13 protein-coding genes are annotated in these 15684 nt (G+C 68.0%); 5 read left to right on the top strand and 8 right to left on the bottom strand.

The features are described 5' to 3' along the window. Positions 1 to 2 precede the first annotated feature (2 nt). From CR918_RS10575 to CR918_RS10555, 5 genes are all read right to left on the bottom strand, one after another. On the bottom strand, positions 3 to 1412 hold the full coding sequence (locus CR918_RS10575; protein WP_099842806.1) for a Y-family DNA polymerase: 1410 nt from the start codon (positions 1410 to 1412) through the stop codon (positions 3 to 5). Between the two features lie 9 nt (positions 1413 to 1421). Beyond that, a complete protein-coding gene (gene imuA, locus CR918_RS10570; protein WP_099842804.1) occupies positions 1422 to 2036 on the bottom strand; it encodes a translesion DNA synthesis-associated protein ImuA in 615 nt (204 codons plus the stop codon). Positions 2037 to 2322: 286 nt separating this feature from the next. Then, positions 2323 to 3330 (bottom strand): cyclase family protein, encoded by a 1008-nt coding sequence (locus tag CR918_RS10565; protein WP_099842803.1) that lies wholly within the window; start codon positions 3328 to 3330, stop codon positions 2323 to 2325. Between the two features lie 34 nt (positions 3331 to 3364). Then, positions 3365 to 4015 carry a DsbA family oxidoreductase gene (locus CR918_RS10560; RefSeq protein WP_099842802.1) on the bottom strand — a complete coding sequence of 217 codons (651 nt, stop codon included), beginning with the start codon at positions 4013 to 4015 and terminating at the stop codon, positions 3365 to 3367. A gap of 92 nt (positions 4016 to 4107) precedes the next feature. Next, the gene (locus CR918_RS10555) at positions 4108 to 5013 is read right to left on the bottom strand and encodes a LysR family transcriptional regulator (protein WP_099844338.1); all 906 of its coding nucleotides are present in this window, start codon (positions 5011 to 5013) and stop codon (positions 4108 to 4110) included. Between the two features lie 178 nt (positions 5014 to 5191). Between CR918_RS10555 and CR918_RS10550 the strand changes: the two genes are divergently transcribed. Beyond that, positions 5192 to 6070 carry a sterol desaturase family protein gene (locus CR918_RS10550; protein WP_243379065.1) on the top strand — a complete coding sequence of 293 codons (879 nt, stop codon included), beginning with the start codon at positions 5192 to 5194 and terminating at the stop codon, positions 6068 to 6070. A gap of 8 nt (positions 6071 to 6078) precedes the next feature. Here CR918_RS10550 and CR918_RS10545 read toward each other — a convergent pair whose 3' ends face one another. Both CR918_RS10545 and CR918_RS10540 read right to left on the bottom strand, forming a co-directional pair. After that, a complete protein-coding gene (locus CR918_RS10545; protein WP_099842798.1) occupies positions 6079 to 6783 on the bottom strand; it encodes a helix-turn-helix domain-containing protein in 705 nt (234 codons plus the stop codon). A 268-nt stretch (positions 6784 to 7051) separates the two neighbouring features. Next, positions 7052 to 7486 (bottom strand): VOC family protein, encoded by a 435-nt coding sequence (locus CR918_RS10540; protein WP_025878496.1) that lies wholly within the window; start codon positions 7484 to 7486, stop codon positions 7052 to 7054. Positions 7487 to 7822: 336 nt separating this feature from the next. Between CR918_RS10540 and CR918_RS10535 the strand changes: the two genes are divergently transcribed. Continuing rightward, entirely contained in the window at positions 7823 to 10618 is a 2796-nt protein-coding gene (locus CR918_RS10535; RefSeq protein WP_099842796.1) for a beta-glucosidase family protein, read from the top strand. A gap of 147 nt (positions 10619 to 10765) precedes the next feature. Here CR918_RS10535 and CR918_RS10530 read toward each other — a convergent pair whose 3' ends face one another. Next, positions 10766 to 11671, bottom strand: coding sequence for a LysR family transcriptional regulator (locus CR918_RS10530; protein ID WP_099842794.1), 906 nt, complete (start codon positions 11669 to 11671; stop codon positions 10766 to 10768). Positions 11672 to 11775: 104 nt separating this feature from the next. Here CR918_RS10530 and CR918_RS10525 point away from each other — a divergent pair, with 104 nt between their 5' ends. From CR918_RS10525 to CR918_RS10515, 3 genes are all read left to right on the top strand, one after another. Beyond that, positions 11776 to 13134, top strand: coding sequence for an MFS transporter (locus CR918_RS10525; RefSeq protein ID WP_099842792.1), 1359 nt, complete (start codon positions 11776 to 11778; stop codon positions 13132 to 13134). After that, positions 13134 to 13520 (top strand): DUF4440 domain-containing protein, encoded by a 387-nt coding sequence (locus CR918_RS10520; protein WP_099842790.1) that lies wholly within the window; start codon positions 13134 to 13136, stop codon positions 13518 to 13520. The genes CR918_RS10525 and CR918_RS10520 overlap by 1 nt, the downstream gene beginning before the upstream one ends. Before the next feature lie 202 nt (positions 13521 to 13722). Further along, on the top strand, positions 13723 to 15633 hold the full coding sequence (locus CR918_RS10515) for a CocE/NonD family hydrolase (protein ID WP_025878501.1): 1911 nt from the start codon (positions 13723 to 13725) through the stop codon (positions 15631 to 15633). Positions 15634 to 15684 lie beyond the last annotated feature (51 nt).

Raw genomic sequence — 15684 nt, 5'->3', positions numbered from 1 at the left:
GCTCAACCGAACCAGCCGTGCAGCATCCACGGCGCATGCGGATCATTGCGCGTGCGGAAGGCCCAGCCACGCTGGCCCTGCGCGGTTTCCACCACGTAATAGTCGCGGCGTGCATCGGCCTGGTCCCACCAGCCCGATTCGATCCGTTCCGGCCCGGCGACGATACGCAGGCGCGGATCGCGCAGCGGCTGTGGCGTCTCCAGCAGCCAGCCGGGGCGCAGCGGCCACCAAGCGGGTGGCTTGGCCGGTGGCTGGGTGCCACTGGCGCGTTCGGGGCGGTGGTCGGCCTGCACGGCCAGTGGCTGCACGGCGTCATCGCCGAGGCGGGCACGCAGGCGCTCGCGCAGCTGGGTCCATGGCATCGCCTGCGCCGGGCGGGTATCGAACAGGTCACGTGCGGCCGGCACGAACGGCGGCAGCTGCTCGGCCTGCAGGCGCAGCGCACGGCTGCCGGCGGGCAGGGCGAAGGCTTCCATGCGGTTGCGTGCGATCTCGAACAGCAGCGCCGCATCGCGTTCGGGGGCCAGCAGGCCGATGGTCAGCACGCTGGCCGGCAGCAGGTCATGCTCGAAATGCAGATCGAAACGCTGCACGCCACCATCGCGCGAACACAGGAATGCGGCCAGATCCAGCAGCAGGCGCCGCAGCGGGAACAGCAGGGCCTGGCTGGATTCGATCTCGTATTCGAATTCGATGCGCGCATCGAACCGGTCCGGCGGCTTGTAATAGCGCAGCGGCGCGTTGCCCAAACCGCGCACGGCATCCAACTGCTGCAGTACCTCGGGGGCGAAGCGGCGGGCCAGGCTTTCGCGCGGCAGGTTGAAGGCCGCCCCCAGCGTGCGCAGACCGGAGCGTGCCAGCACGGTCACCGCATCAACGGGCAGGCCACTACGTGCCAGTGGCAGCTGTGCCAGTGCGGCGGGCAGCTGCTGCGCATCGATGCCAAGGCCATCGTGCACATTGGCCAGCACGCGCGCGGCATGCGGGTTGGGGGCAGCGACCAGGCGATGGCGGAAGCCCAGGTCGTGCAGGCCGTTGCGCAGGCGTTGTTCGATCGTCAGCCAATCGCCGAACAGGGCACGGCTGGCACCGATCTCCAGCACCAGCGCATGCGGAAAATCGAGGCTGACCAGCGAGCTGGTGGCATACAGCCAGCTGGCCAGCAACTGCCGGGTGTGCTGTTCGGCGCTGGGATCGTAGTCATGCAGCTGCAGGTCCTGCACCAGCACCTGCGCGGCCGACAGCAGCATGCCCGGGCGCAGCCCCGCTGCCCGCGCGGCAGGGCTGACCGCACGCAGCACACGACGCTGCGCCGGCCCCTGCAGCAGTACCAGTGGCCGCTGTGGATCGGGCTGCAGGCGCAGCACGCTGTCCAGCGCCAGCTGCGGCAACAACAGGCAGGCCCAGTGCATGGCGCGGCCTCAGTGGGCGATGGCCAGCGGCAACGGCTGCGCTGGTGGCAGCCCGCCGCGGCACTTCAGCACCCGCACCTGGCCATGGTCGAGCTGCAGGCGCAGGCTGGCCGGGGAGGGGTTGCGGGCGGCGCGGGCCTCGCGGAACACGAAACCCAGGCACTGGCCGCTGTCGGCGGCAACCTGCAAGCGGCGCAGGGCACGATCGTCGGCCTGCTGCGGCCAGCACAGCACGGCGGCGCAGGCGGCAGAGCGCAGGCACTGCTCGGCCGCCCACAGCGCCTGCTTTGGTGCGGCGTGGATGATCTGCAGCTGGGCCAGGTCGAGCCCGGCGGCGGCCCATGCCGGGGCGTGCGGGCGATGGGGTGGGGCGACCAGCACGATCGGTCGTGGTTGCTGGCTCAGCTTTGCCAGCGCCGGCCAGACCAGGGCCAGTTCACCGACCCCGGGTGCGGCCTGCAGTACTTCGCACAGCCCGCTGGCTGGCCAGCCACCGCCGGGCAGGCGCGCGTCCAGCGCCGGGTGGCCACTGGCCAGATGGTCGCGGGCCTGCCCCTGGCGTGCCGGCCCGCGCCAGACCTGGCGGCCGTCCAGCAGGCGGTCGAGGGCGACGACGGCGCCCATCAGCCGGTCCTCCGGGGGAGGCGCCGGGCTGGCGGGAAGCGGCAGAAGTGGGCGGAAACGGCAGGCATGGAGCGAGTATCGACAGGCCGATATCAGGGGCTGAGACCGGACATGCTACTCGGCTTGTGAGTAATATTACTAATGAAATCGGAGGGCGGGGTTTCAGCTTGCTGAAGGAGGTAAAGCATCCACGCAGGGCGTGGATCTACTGGGGAACGGGGGCCTGGATGCGGGAAAAGCGGTGCCGGCCAAGGTCGGCACCGCCCACCCTGGCCCGGCTATCGGGTCACGGGCGGACCGGCAGGGCCACCGGGCGCAGTGGCGCGGCGTCGCCGCCGCGGATCTTCAGCGGGCCACCGATGAAGGCGAACTCGTAGACCTTGTCGCGCGCCAGTTCATCCAGCGCCACCAGCTCGATGATCGGCGCGCCCTGCTGCGCCAGCAGGTAGGTGTGCAGCGGCACGTAGTCGTCGGACACTTCGGAAGGGAAGGTCTCGAAGCTGAGGTTGTCGGCGCCGACGATCATCGCGCCGCTGTCCTCCACCAGGAAACGCGCCGCATCCAGGCCCATGCCCGGCGGGTTGGCCATGTAGGCCTTGGGCTGTTCGAACAGGCGCATGCGACCGGTGCGGATCAGTACGATGTCGCCCTGCTGCAGCTGCACGTGCTGGCGTGCCAGCGCATCCTTCAGGTCCTGGCGGGTGACGCGGTAGCTGTCCGGCAGCATGTCCATGCCCTTGGCGCCGGCCACGTCGATCAGTACGCCACGGGCGATCAGCGGCGGGAATTTCTCGATGCCGGTGACGTTCCAGCCGCGGTCGCCGAGGTGCTTGTCGGCCTCGAAGCCGTTCCAGATCTTTCCATGGATGCCGAAGTGGTTCAGCGCATCGATGTGGGTGCCGGTGTGGCTGTACATCGAGAACGCGGTGCCGGTGTAGCTGCGGGTGAGGTTCATCGTCTCGCCTACGCCCATCGGGTCGTCCATCACCGTGCCGCGCGGGGTGTGGGTCATCCAGAACTGGTAGTGCGGGTCGCCGGCATCCTGCCAGCTGGGCATGCCGACGTAGTACTCGGTGGCCAGATCGTAGGCTTTGCCGTCGCTGACCCGCGACAGGATCGCTGCGCGTGAGGCCTCGGTGATCAGGTTGAGGCGGCCGATCTCGTCCTTCGGCCCCCAGGGGCTGGTGCCGACCTGCTGGCCGGAGGGAACGCGTTCGTGCGCGGACACGGTGGTGGAAGCTGCGGCGCCGGCCAACAGCAGGGCCAGGGCGGTGTCCAGGGTACGTGGGGTCATGGGAATCTCCTTGAAGGTGGGGGAACGGTGCGGCTCAGGCCGCGACCAGCGGCGCCAGGGCCTGGCGCAGTTGCGGCAGCGGCAGGGTCTGCAGGCGCAGGCCGTTGCCGGTGATGACGGTGGGGATGGAGCGGATGCCGAGCGCGGCAGCTTCAGCGCGGTCGGCCTGCACGCGCTGGCGCACCTCATCGCTGCGCATCCGGTCGGCGAAGACGCCACGCTGATGCCCCAGGTGTTCGGCGATGTCCAGCAGCACCTCGACGTCACCGATGTTTCGGTGCTGGTGCAGGTGCGCCCACTGCACGGCATCGAACATCGCGCCGTGTGCGGCGTTGCCGCCGAGCATGCCGGCGGCCTGGCAGGCCAGTGCACCCAGCCAACCGGAAGGGTATTCGAAGTCCTGTGCCCGCATGCCGTCGATATCGATGCGCGCGCTGTCGTCATGCGCGGCGCAGTCGGCCCAGTGGCGCAGGATGATGGCCTTGGTGCGCGGCATCGAGCCGAATACCTCGATGATCTGTTCGCGCGAGTCCTGCAGCACGAAGCTGCGGTGGCGGACCTGGATGCCGAGTTCGACCGAGACCTGCTGCAGGCGCGGGGCCAGCACGAAGCACCAGCCGCAGACCACGTCATGAAAGAAATCGACCACCGGTGCAGTGGTGGTCAGCGAAGGAGAGGCGATCATCGGCCTGCCGTCCGTGAGAGGGGAGGCGGCAGAGTAGGCAGTGGCGCCGGGCCGAAACAGCACGCGGCGGGCAGCTCAGTTTTCGCTGGCGGTTACGAATCCAGCCCGGCGCAGGCAGGCAGCTCGGCGTGCAGGAAATCGATGAAGGCGCGTACCTTCGGTTGCAGGTGGCGCGCGGTGGGGTAGACCGCGTAGACGAACCGCGGCGGATAGCGATGGTCGGGCAGCACCTGCTGCAGTTCGCCGCTGGCCAGTGCCGGTGCGGCCAGGAACGAGGGCAGCGCACCGATACCGAGGCCGGCGACCAGCAGGTCACGCAGCAGCAGGCTGTTGTTGGCGGTGACCCGTGTCGGCAGGGGCACCGTGACCTGGCCATCGGGGCCGAGCAGCGGCCAGCTGCCGGGTGAATCGGACAGGCTGTAGCCAAGCACGCTGTGCGCCTGCAGTTCTTCCACCACCTGCGGTGCCGGATGCTGCTGCAGATAGGATGGTGCCGCGCACAGCACCTGCTGCAGTGAAGCCAGGCGGCGTGCGACCAGTCGCGAATCTTCCAGTTCGGCGCGGATGCGCAGGGATACATCGAACCCTTCGCCAACCGCATCGAGCAGCCGGTCTTCCATCACCAGGTCCAGTGCAAGTTGCGGATGCTGCTGCAGGAAGCGTGGCAGCAATGGCGACAGCGTGCTCAGCGCGAATGACTGCGGTGCATTGACGCGCAGACGTCCGCTTACTTCGCCGCGCTGTTCGGCGATGCCGCGCTCCAGCGCGTCCAGCTCATCGAGCAGGCGGCAGCATTCGCGGTAATAGGCATGGCCGGTTTCGGTCAGGCTCATGCGGCGGGTGGTCCGCTGCAGCAGTACTACGCCCAGGTGCGTTTCCAGCGTGCGCAGCTGCTTGCTCAGCCCGGCTGGCGACAGGCCCAGGTCTTCGGCGGCGCGGGCCAGGCTGCCGCGTTCGACGATGCGGCGGAAGGCGCGCATCAAGGTGAAGGAGTCCATGCCGGTCCCGGCCGCGATGAGGTCGTCATTGTAGATCCACGCCAGACGTGGATCGCCCACCAAGGTGGGCATTCAACGTGAGCGGACGCGGGGTTGCGCTGTTTGTTCAAGCCTGCAGCCCGCATGCCGCGCCAGCATGCAGGCCCCTCACTGTTCAGAGCCAGCCATGAAGCACTGGATGCTCCGCCTGTATGCCCCGTTGTTCCTGCTGGGTTTTGTTGCCGCCGCCATCACCTGGGTCGGCCACTCCCACGGTGACCCGCTGTGGCTGCTTGCCTTGCTGGCTGTCGCCATCGCGGTGTCGTTCGCTGCCGAGCGGCTGTGGCCATACGATCCGGCGTTCAACCACGACCAGGGGGACCGCCTGCGCGACGTCCTGCATGCGCTGGTCAATGAAAGCCTGAACCTGCTGGCGATCGCCACGGTGCCGATGCTGGCGGCAATCGTGCCCTGGCACGTCTGGCCGACGCAGTGGCCATTCGCGCTGCAGGTGCTGGTGGCGATCATCGCGGCTGACCTTGGCATCACCCTGGTGCACTACGCCAGCCATCGCATCGGCTGGTTGTGGCGGCTGCATGCGGTGCATCACAGCGTGACCCGCATGTATGGCTTCAATGGTTTGATGAAACACCCACTGCACCAGGCCGCCGAAGCGGTGGGCGGCGTACTGCCGCTGCTGCTGTTGGGCATGCCGATGCCGGTGGCTGCGGTGCTGGCGTTCGCCATCGCGATCCAGCTGCTGCTGCAGCATTCCAACGTGGACATGCGCCCGGGTGTGTTGGGCCGGGTGATGGCATGGGCACCGCTGCACCGCTTCCACCACATCCGCTATGGCACTGCAGGTGATGTCAATTTCGGTTTGTTCTTCACCGTGTGGGACCACCTGCTGGGGACCGCGTTTGATGCACCGGGCTATCGGTTGCGGCAGCGTGATCTGGGCATCGGCAGCCAGCCGGACTATCCGCAGGCTTATTCCGCACAACTGCTGGCCCCCTTCCGCGCGCTGCCCCATGGCGAGGTGCCGGAACTTCCGGAAGGACTGCGCAGGCGCGGGTGATCGATGCGTCAGGCCGCGTGCAGCTGCAGGCCCTGCAGTTGCGCGGCACCGATGCCGAACATGCGGCGCAGGCTGCGCGAGAGGTGGGGAAGATCGGCGAAACCGGCGGCATGCGCGCTGTCGGTCAGGCTGTGCCCGCGCAGATGATGCGCCAGCGCACTGCGCAGCCGTTGCCACAGCACCCAGCCGCGCAGGGTCACTGCCAGCTCGGACTGGAAGCGCCGATGCAGCTGGCTGGTCGACAGATGCGCGGCCTCGGCGATATCGGCGGCCGGCACCGGGCCGGGCAGGTGATGGGTGATGCGGGCCAGCGCCGCCTGCACACGGCGGTCCAGGGGCTGTGGGCGGCTCAGTCGCGGCAGCCACTCGTGCAGCTGCGCGGCATTGCCGGGCAACGACTGCAGATGCTGCTGGATCTGTTCGAGGTCGGCATGTGCCGGTTCGAGGAACACCGTGCAGCCGTCAGCGGGCGCCGACAGGATCGCGTGCGATTGGAAGGAGCGCAGCCACAGCCGTTCGCCCTGCTGCTGCACGCCATCGATCTCGACCTGCCAAGGGTCGCCGTCGCTCAGCAGCAGCTGATGGGCGTAGTGCGCATGCGCGGCGCTGTCACCGGCGTGGCCCTGCAGCACGGCCACGTGTGCATCCAGCAGCAGGGTGCCATTCCAGGGTAGAGCGGGGGTGGACATGGAGGAATTGTAGATCCACGCCATGCGTGGATGACATATGCCGCAAAGGTTCATGGGAAAAACATCCACGCATGGCGTGGATCTACTGCGCGCCGGAGATCTGTCGAAGGCGGGGTGGGTCCGGTTGCGGGGGCGTGAGCGCCATGGATGGCGCGACCGAGCCTCCATGGATGGATTCACGGCGTCCCCCGCAACCGGACCCACCCCGCCTACCCATAGGAGCCCAGCTTTTGCTTCTGCTGTTGCATTGGCCGTTGCCTCTGCGGGTGCCGGGCGCAGCCCGGCCGCCACCTCACCGCCCCTGCGGGTCCGGCCGGTGGTGCACGTACTCGACCACGGTGCCATCAGGATGCACCGCATTGAACGCCGCACCGGTCGGTACCACCTGCAGCGGAAAGATGATCTCGGCGCCGGCGGCCACCAGCTTGTCGTGATAAGGCCGAACGTCGTCGACCAGCAACGTGCCCGTGGTCGACGTGAACGGCGCCAGCGCCTCGTCGCAGCCTTCGATCAGCAGGAACGCACCGACCATCGCCAGCCGCAGGCCCGCATCGGGAAACGGAAAGCCGGCATCGGCGACCACGCCCTGCAGCTGCTCGTAGAAGGCCACGCTGCGTTCCAGTTCGCCGGGGGCGACGAACACCCGGATCAGCACGCGCGGGCTGCGCTGGCTGGAGGTGTCACAGCGGTCGCGCCAGAGATGGTCGAAGTCGCGATGTACGGTCATGGGCTCGATTCGTCGCCGGGGAGAACCATTATCGGCAGCGCCGTGCAGCCCGTTGATGACCGCCGGTGATGGGCTGATAACCAGTCCGCACATCGCGCCTGTGACTTAGGTCCTGTTGACAGCGATGAACGCCCTCGCACACTCTTCACATGATGGGTCGCCCTGCGCGGCCCGGACAGGCAGGTTGTCACGCACGGGAGGAGGGTCCCGCGCGCAGACCGGCCCGTCCTCTGGCCTGCAAGGCGTTGCCCGGCAACGCATGCGCGGCATGACGCTGCACCCTTCGGCGGCACTTTCCCTGGACCGATTGCCTTGGCAACGGAATTACGCCCGCCGATGAAAACGTTTACAAAGCCGCTCGCCCTGTCCCTGGCCCTGTCTGCCGCACTGGCCACCCCGGCCTGGGCCGACTCCGCCGCCTTCACCGTGCTGACCCTGGAACAGGCGCCGACCGCGGACGCGATGCCGGCCCTGGCTGCCCAGTTGAAGACCCTGCAGGTGGATGCGGTCAGCGTTCGCCAGGTACAGCGCGGCATCGGCCAGGTCGATCCGCTGCAGCTGCTGGCCGATGGCCTGGGCTACCAGTACCGCTTCATCGCCGCCGGCAAGGATGACGGCCAGACCCAGCACGGCCAGGCCGTGTTGACCCGGCTGCCGATCGCCGCCGAATCCGGCCCCGACCAGCCGGGCCTGAACTACCTGCGCCTGGATGACGGCCGCCATGCAGTGGCGGTGTACACCGACGCTGGCGCCGGTGCTTCGCAGTTGCCGGCCCTGGTGTCGCGTTCGCGACTGGGCGCGCCGGCGGTGCTGCTCGGCGCGGTGGCCGGTGAATCGGCCAAAGCGGCCGGCTTCGATCCGGCACGCGTGGCCCTGGAGGCCGATGCCAGCTATTTCAGCGATGGCTTCCAGGCCGCCAGCAGTGCGCCGTTCAAGGTTGAAGGCAGCGCGCTGCGTGCAACCCTGCTGACCCTGGCCTATGCGGCGGACAGGGGCGGCGAGCAGCCGTGGATGGATACCACGCTCACCGCCGATGCGCGCGCTGCGCTGCTGCTGAAGGCGATGACCGAGGACGAGAAGTTCCAGATGCTGCACAGCTACTTCGGGCTGGGCAAGGACGGTGGCAAGCTGCCGGAAGGTGCGGTGGGTTCGGCCGGTTTCGTGCCGGGCGTAGCGCGCCTGGGCATTCCGTCGCAGCAGTCGGCCGATGCCGGCGTGGGCGTGACCAATCCCGGTGGCATCCGCCCGGGTGATTTCGCCACCGCCATGCCGTCGGGCCCGTCCACGGCGTCCACCTGGAACCGCGGTGTTGCTTTTGCCGGTGGCGCGACGATGGGCCGCGAAGCCTGGCAGCAGCGCTTCAACATCCTGCTGTCCGGCAGCGTCAACCTGCAGCGTGACCCGCGCAACGGCCGCAACTTCGAATACGCTGGTGAAGACCCGCTGCTGGCTGGTTCGATGGTCGGCGCAGTGATCCAGGGCGTGCAGAGCCAGCACGTGATCTCCTCGATGAAGCACTTCGCGCTGAACGACATGGAGACCCGCCGCAACTTCCACGACGTGCGCATTGGCGAGCAGGCCATGCACGAGTCGGATCTGCTGGCGTTCGAGATCGCGCTGGAAGCTGGCCGCCCGGGCGTGGCGATGTGCTCGTACAACAAGATCAACGGTACCTATGGCTGCGAAAACGGCTACCTGATGAACCAGGTGCTGAAGCAGGAGTGGAAATTCCCCGGTTTCGTGATGTCCGACTGGGGCGGCGTGCACAGCGGTTCGAAGGCGGCGCTGGCCGGCCTGGACCAGCAGTCCGCCGGTGAAGTGTTCGATGCGGCGGTGTTCTTCGATGAGCCGCTGCGCCTGGCCGTGCACGGCGGCGTGGTACCGCAGGCGCGCCTGAACGACATGGTCGCGCGCATCCTGCGCACGATGTTCCTGCACGGCAATTTCGACAACCCACCGCAGCACCAGAAGGTCGACGCCGAAGCCGGTTTCGCCGTGGCCCAGCGCACGGTGGAAGAAGGCAGCGTGCTGCTGCGCAATGAAGGCAGCCTGCTGCCGCTGGCCGACAGCGCCAAGCGCATCGTCATCATCGGTGGCCATGCCGACAAGGGCGTGATCGGTGGCGGTGGTTCGTCGATGGTGGGCGTCACGGCCAAGGGCACCAACGCGGTGCCGGGCGTGCTGCCGACCACCTGGCCGGGCCCGGTGATCTTCCATCCGTCCTCGCCGTTGGAATCGCTGCGTGCCGCGCGTCCGGACGCCACCATCACCTATGTGGACGGCACCAATGCCGCCGCTGCGGCCAAGGCTGCTGCACAGGCGGATGTGGCCATCGTGTTCGCCACCCAGTGGGCGGCCGAATCGGTGGACCTGCCGGACATGCAGCTGCCGGACAACCAGGATGGGTTGATTTCGGCGGTGGCCAAGGCCAACCCGAAGACCGTGCTGGTGCTGGAAACCAACGGCCCGGTGCGTACGCCGTGGCTGGCGCAGGTGCCGGCGGTGCTGCAGGCCTGGTACCCGGGCATCCGTGGCGGTGAAGGCATTGCCGCACTGCTGACCGGCCAGGCCAATCCGTCCGGCCGCCTGCCGGTGACCTGGGTGGTGGACGAATCGCAGTTGCCGCGCCCGCACATCGATGGCCTTGGCTTCAAGCCGGCCAAGCCGTTCGGCGACGTGTTCGATTTCGATATCGAAGGCGCCAACGTCGGCTACAAGTGGATGGCGGCCAAGGGCCTGACCCCGACCTTCGCCTTCGGCCATGGCCTGTCCTACACCTCGTTCGCCTATGAAAACCTGAAGGTGAGCGTGGAGGGTTCGCGCCTGGTTGCCAGCGTCGACATCCGCAACACCGGCAAGCGCGCCGGTGCCGACGTCGCCCAGCTGTACCTGAAGCTGCCGGCCGGCAGCGCCACGCCGATCCGCCTGATCGGCTACGACAAGGTCGAGCTGCAGCCGGGCGAACAGCGCCGCATCCGCATCGAAGCCGAGCCGAAGACCCTGGCGCATTACGATGCGCAGGCACGCCAGTGGAAGATCGCCGGCGGCACCTACCAGGTGCAGTTGTCGCGCAACGCCGCCGAGCCGCTGCAGACGGTGGACGTGCAGCTGGTGGAGCAGGTGCTGCGCTGATCCGCTGCGGTACTGATGGTTGAAGACACGGCCCCGCAAGGGGCCGTGTCTGTTTACGGGGTGCCGCTGCGCTCGCCGGGCATGGCCCGGCGCTACCCGATTGCGGGCATTCCGGTAGCGCCGGGCCATGCCCGGCGGGCGAAGGATTCAGCTGGCGTCGTCACCAAACCACCCGCGCAGGAAATCGATCAGCTGCCGCACCTTCGGCGAGGGCTGGCTGCTGTGCGGGTACACCGCGTACACGCTCTGCTGCGGGAAACGATGCTGGCGCAGCACCGGCCGCAGGCGGTCGTGGGCGAGATCGTCCTCGATCAGCCAGCGTGGCAGCACGGTCACCCCTGTGCCGGCCACGGCGAACGCGCGCAGGCTGCTGGCCCCATCCACGCGTATTACCGCGTTGCCCGGATTGGTGGCGAACAATGCATCGCTGCCATCCGGCGCGACCACCGGCACATCGGCCAGGCGCGGATAGCCGAGGCGGGGCAGGGTTCCCAGCAGTACCGGATCATCCACCGCCTCGGCGGACCCCAGGCGCGCCAGCAATGCCGGAGCGGCGACCGCGCACAGCGGGTGACGTTCCAGCTCGGTGGCATGCAGTTGCGAATCGGGCAGGCGGCCGAGGCGGATCGCCAGGTCGAAGCGCTCGGGAATCAGGTCGGCCGGGGCTGGCGAGGTCGATAGATGCAGCACCAGCGCTGGATGCTGCGCGCGGAAGGCTTCCAGTGCTGGAATCAGCCGCAGCTGCGCGTACTCCGGGGTGGTGGTCAGGCGCAGTACGCCCTGCAGTTGATGCTGGTCGCGGCGCGCGGCATCGATGGCGGCCTGCGCGGCATCCAGTGCCTGCACGCAGTGCTGCAGGAACTGTTCGCCGGCCTCGGTCAGCGCCAGGTGGCGGGTACTGCGCAGCAGCAGGGTTACCCCCAGCTCCTGCTCCAGCCGCTTCAGGTTGAAGCTGACCACGGCCCGGCTCAGGCCCAGGCGCTCGGCGGCGGCGGTCAGGCTGCCGGCCTCGACCACGGCACGGAAGATATCGAAGCGATCGAGGCTGACCATGGTGGCTGATTGTCAAAACAGGTTTGACAGTGTTGCAGCTGCTGTCGTGTTTTTCCAACAACGCTGGTCCGCGATGCTGTCGCCTTCGCTGCCGGAGCCTGCTGATGCCTTCCCCACGCCTGCGCCATGAGGCGATCTTCCTGCTGGTGTTCGCCCTGGACCTGGTCAACATGTTCATCGCCACCGTGGCCTACCCGGCGCTGGCGGCCGAGCTGCATGCGGACATCGGCACCCTGGCCTGGGTGGGCACGGCCTACATGCTGGGCCTTAGCGTGGTGATTCCGCTGGCACCGTGGCTGGCCGCGCGCTGCGGCGAGCGTCGCCTGCTGCTGGCTGCCTTGTTGCTGTTCGCAGTGGCTGCGGGCCTGGCCGGCGCCGCGCCGTCCATCGGCTGGCTGCTGGGCTGGCGGCTGCTGCAGGGGTTGGCTGGCGGGCTGCTGATTCCGGTGGCGCAGGCGGCGGCGTACCGGCAGTGCACGCCTGAGCAACGCGGTGCGCTGACCCGGCGCATCCTACTGGTGGCGTTGCTGGTGCCGGCACTTGCACCAGCTCTTGGCGGCCTGCTGGTGCAGTGGCTGTCCTGGCGCGGCGTGCTGTGGGCCAGCCTGCCGCTGGCGGTGCTGGCGATCGCCCTGGTGCTGGCGTGGATGCCGGCCGATGGCCTGCGCAGTGCGCCACGCCTGCAGGGCTATGCACTGGCCACCGCCATGTCTGCGCTGGGTGCGTTGCTGCTGGCATTGACCTGGCTGGGTGAGCCCGGCCATCGCTTCGCCGGCGCAGGGTTGCTGCTGCTGGCAGCAGTGCTGGCCGTCGCCCACCTGCGTAATGCACGCCGGCAGCCGCAGCCGCTGCTGCGCTGGTCGCTGCTGTCCCATCGAGGCCTGCGCATGGCGATGCTGGTCTATCTGGCGGTGCCGGGTGTGTTCATCGGCAGCCAGCTGGCCAGTACCCTGCAGTTGAACCACGCCGGTTACAGCGCCGCGCAGATCGGCGCCTTGATGTTGCCGTGGGCGCTGGCCTCGGCACTGGCAATCACCGGCAGCCGGCGCTTGCTGGCGCGCTTCGGGCCGGGCGCGGTGCTGCGGCTGGGCATGGTCCTGCAGGCCAGCGGTCTGCTGCTGATGGCGCTGCAATCGCAGCCCTCCTTCGCGCTGGCCGCAACGCTGTTCGCCCTGATGGGCGCCGGCGGCAGCCTGTGCAGCAGCACCGCGCAGACGCTGGCGTTCCATGGTGTGGACGCCGAGGCGCTGGGCGATGCCAGTGCACTGTGGAACCTCAACCGCCAGCTCAGCTTCTGCCTGGGTACCGCCGCCATTGCTCTGCTGCTGGCCTTGGCCATGCAGTGGTGGCCGGCGCATGCCACCGGCGTGGCGCTGGGCCTGGCGGCCGTACTCACCCTGTTGCCATTGGCGCTGCTGCGCCGGTCGCAGCTGCATTCCCTTTCCACTACGGAGACTGCTTGATGGACATGACCGCCGAACACGAAATCCACCTGCTGCACGACAAGCTGCAGGCCTGGTTCCGCGCAGAGGTCGCGGCCGATGCACTGGCTGATCTGATGGAACATTTCTGCGCGGACTTCAGCATGGTCGGCATCTCCGGTCGCAGGTTGGACCGCGCTGCCGTGCAGGCGCTGTTCGTGGGCGGACACGGCGCCCGGCCGGGACTGCGGATCGCCATCGAGGCCGTGCAGGCGGTGGAAGCGCCGTCGCCGCTGGCGATGCTGCGTTATCGCGAGGGACATGCCGTGGGTGTGGGAGAAACCGCGTGGCGGGAATCGCTGGCAGTGCTGCGGCAGGAAGGAGGGCACTGGCGCTGGCTGGCCCTGCATGAAGTACCGGTGGCGTGATGGATCCGCCGGGCATGGCCCGGCGCTACCGTGGTTGGTCGTGAACGGGTAGCACCGGGCCATGCCCGGTGAGCGCGGCGGCAGCAGACCGCACATGTGCCATCAGTCCTGCCTGTAAACGCCGCAGAATGCAAAGCAGGCACACGCTTTGCCGGGGGCTACGGGAGTAGGCTGGGGCCTTTCCTGCCGGGAGGTGATGTCCATGCGTGTGCGTGCCGTTGCTGTTGCCGTAGCCCTGAGCCTGTCCAGCGCCGTGCTGGCCGCCGACACGCCGCCGATGACCCCGGACATCAGCGGAAAACCCTTCGTCGCCCCCGATGTGGGCCGCGACTACGACAAGCGCGTGGTGATGGTGCCGATGCGTGATGGCACCAAGCTGTACACGGTGATCGTGGTACCCAAGGGTGCCCACAATGCACCGATCCTGCTGACCCGCACACCGTACGATGCCGCCGGCCGCGCCAGCCGCAGCGATTCACCGCGCATGCGCGATCTGCTGCCGCAGGGCGATGAAGTGTTCGTCGATGGCGGCTACATCCGCGTGTTCCAGGACATCCGTGGCAAGTACGGCTCCGAAGGCGATTACGTGATGACCCGGCCGCTGCGTGGGCCACTGAACGGTACCAAGGTCGATCATTCCACCGATGCGTGGGACACCATCGATTGGCTGGTCAAGCATGTGCCGGAGACCAACGGCAAGGTCGGCATGCTCGGCTCATCGTACGAAGGCTTCACCGTGGTGATGGCGCTGACCGATCCGCACCCCGCACTGAAGGTGGCCGCGCCGCAGAGCCCGATGGTCGATGGCTGGATGGGTGACGACTGGCTCAACTACGGCGCCTTCCGTCAGGTCAATTTCAACTACTTCGCGATGCAGACCGAGAAGCGGGGCAAGGGCACGCCGCTGCCGTCGCTGGGCTACGACGATTACAGCACTTTCCTGCGCATCGGCTCGGCCGGTGACTACGCCCGCTTTACCGGCGTGGACCAGCTGACCTGGTGGAAAAAGCTGGTACAGCACCCCGCATACGATGCGTTCTGGCAGGGCCAGGCGCTGGATGCGGTGATGGCGAAGACGCCGTTGAAGGTGCCGACCATGTGGCTGCAGGGCCTGTGGGACCAGGAAGACATGTGGGGTGCCAACCACGCCTACCAGGCGATGGAAGGGCGCGACACCGGCAACACCCACAACTACCTGGTGATGGGCCCGTGGCGGCACAGCCAGGTGAACTATGACGGAAGCCAGCTTGGGGCGCTGAAATTCGATGGCGATACCGCGCTGCAGTTCCGCCGCGACGTGCTCAAGCCGTTCTTCGACCAGTATCTGGTGGATGGCGCGCCGAAGGCCGATACGCCACCAGTGCTGGTGTACAACACCGGTGAAAACCACTGGGACCGCCTGCAGGGCTGGCCGCGCAGCTGCGAGAAGGCGTGCGCGGCAAACAGCAAGCCGCTGTACCTGCGTGCCGGTGGCAAGCTGGCGTTCCAGGCGCCGGCGGCGGGCGAGGGCGACTTCGAGGAATACGTGTCTGATCCGTCCAAGCCGGTGCCGTTCGTACCGCGTCCGGTGCGCTTTGGCGACCGCGACATGTGGACGACCTGGCTGGTCAAGGATCAGCGCTTCGTCGATGGCCGCCCCGACGTGCTGACCTTCATCACCGAGCCGTTGACCGCACCACTGCGTATCGGAGGTACGCCGGTGGTGAACCTGCAGGCGTCCACCAGTGGCACCGACAGCGACTGGGTGGTGAAGCTGATCGACGTGTATCCCGACCAGGAAGCATCGACACCGGAGATGGGCGGCTATGAGCTGCCGGTGTCGCTGGCGATCTTCCGTGGCCGCTACCGCGAGAGCTTCAGCGACCCCAAGGCATTGGCGGCCAACCAGGTGCTGCCGTACCGTTTCGACCTGCCCAATGCCAACCACACCTTCCAGAAGGGCCACCGGGTGATGGTGCAGGTGCAGTCCAGCCTGTTCCCGCTGTACGACCGCAACCCACAGACCTACGTGCCGAACATCTACCTGGCCAAGCCGGGTGACTACCAGAAGGCGACGCAGCGGGTATGGCACAGCGCCGCGCAGGCCAGTTACATCGAACTGCCGGTGTACTGAGACGGAGGGGATGACGCCGGGCACGGCCCGGCGCTACCCCGGTCGCGCGAT

Origin of the sequence: Stenotrophomonas indicatrix (assembly GCF_002750975.1) — a bacterium.
Classification (GTDB): domain Bacteria; phylum Pseudomonadota; class Gammaproteobacteria; order Xanthomonadales; family Xanthomonadaceae; genus Stenotrophomonas; species Stenotrophomonas indicatrix.
Note: the sequence above shows the minus strand (reverse complement) of the source record. Positions and strands in the feature narration are given on the sequence as shown.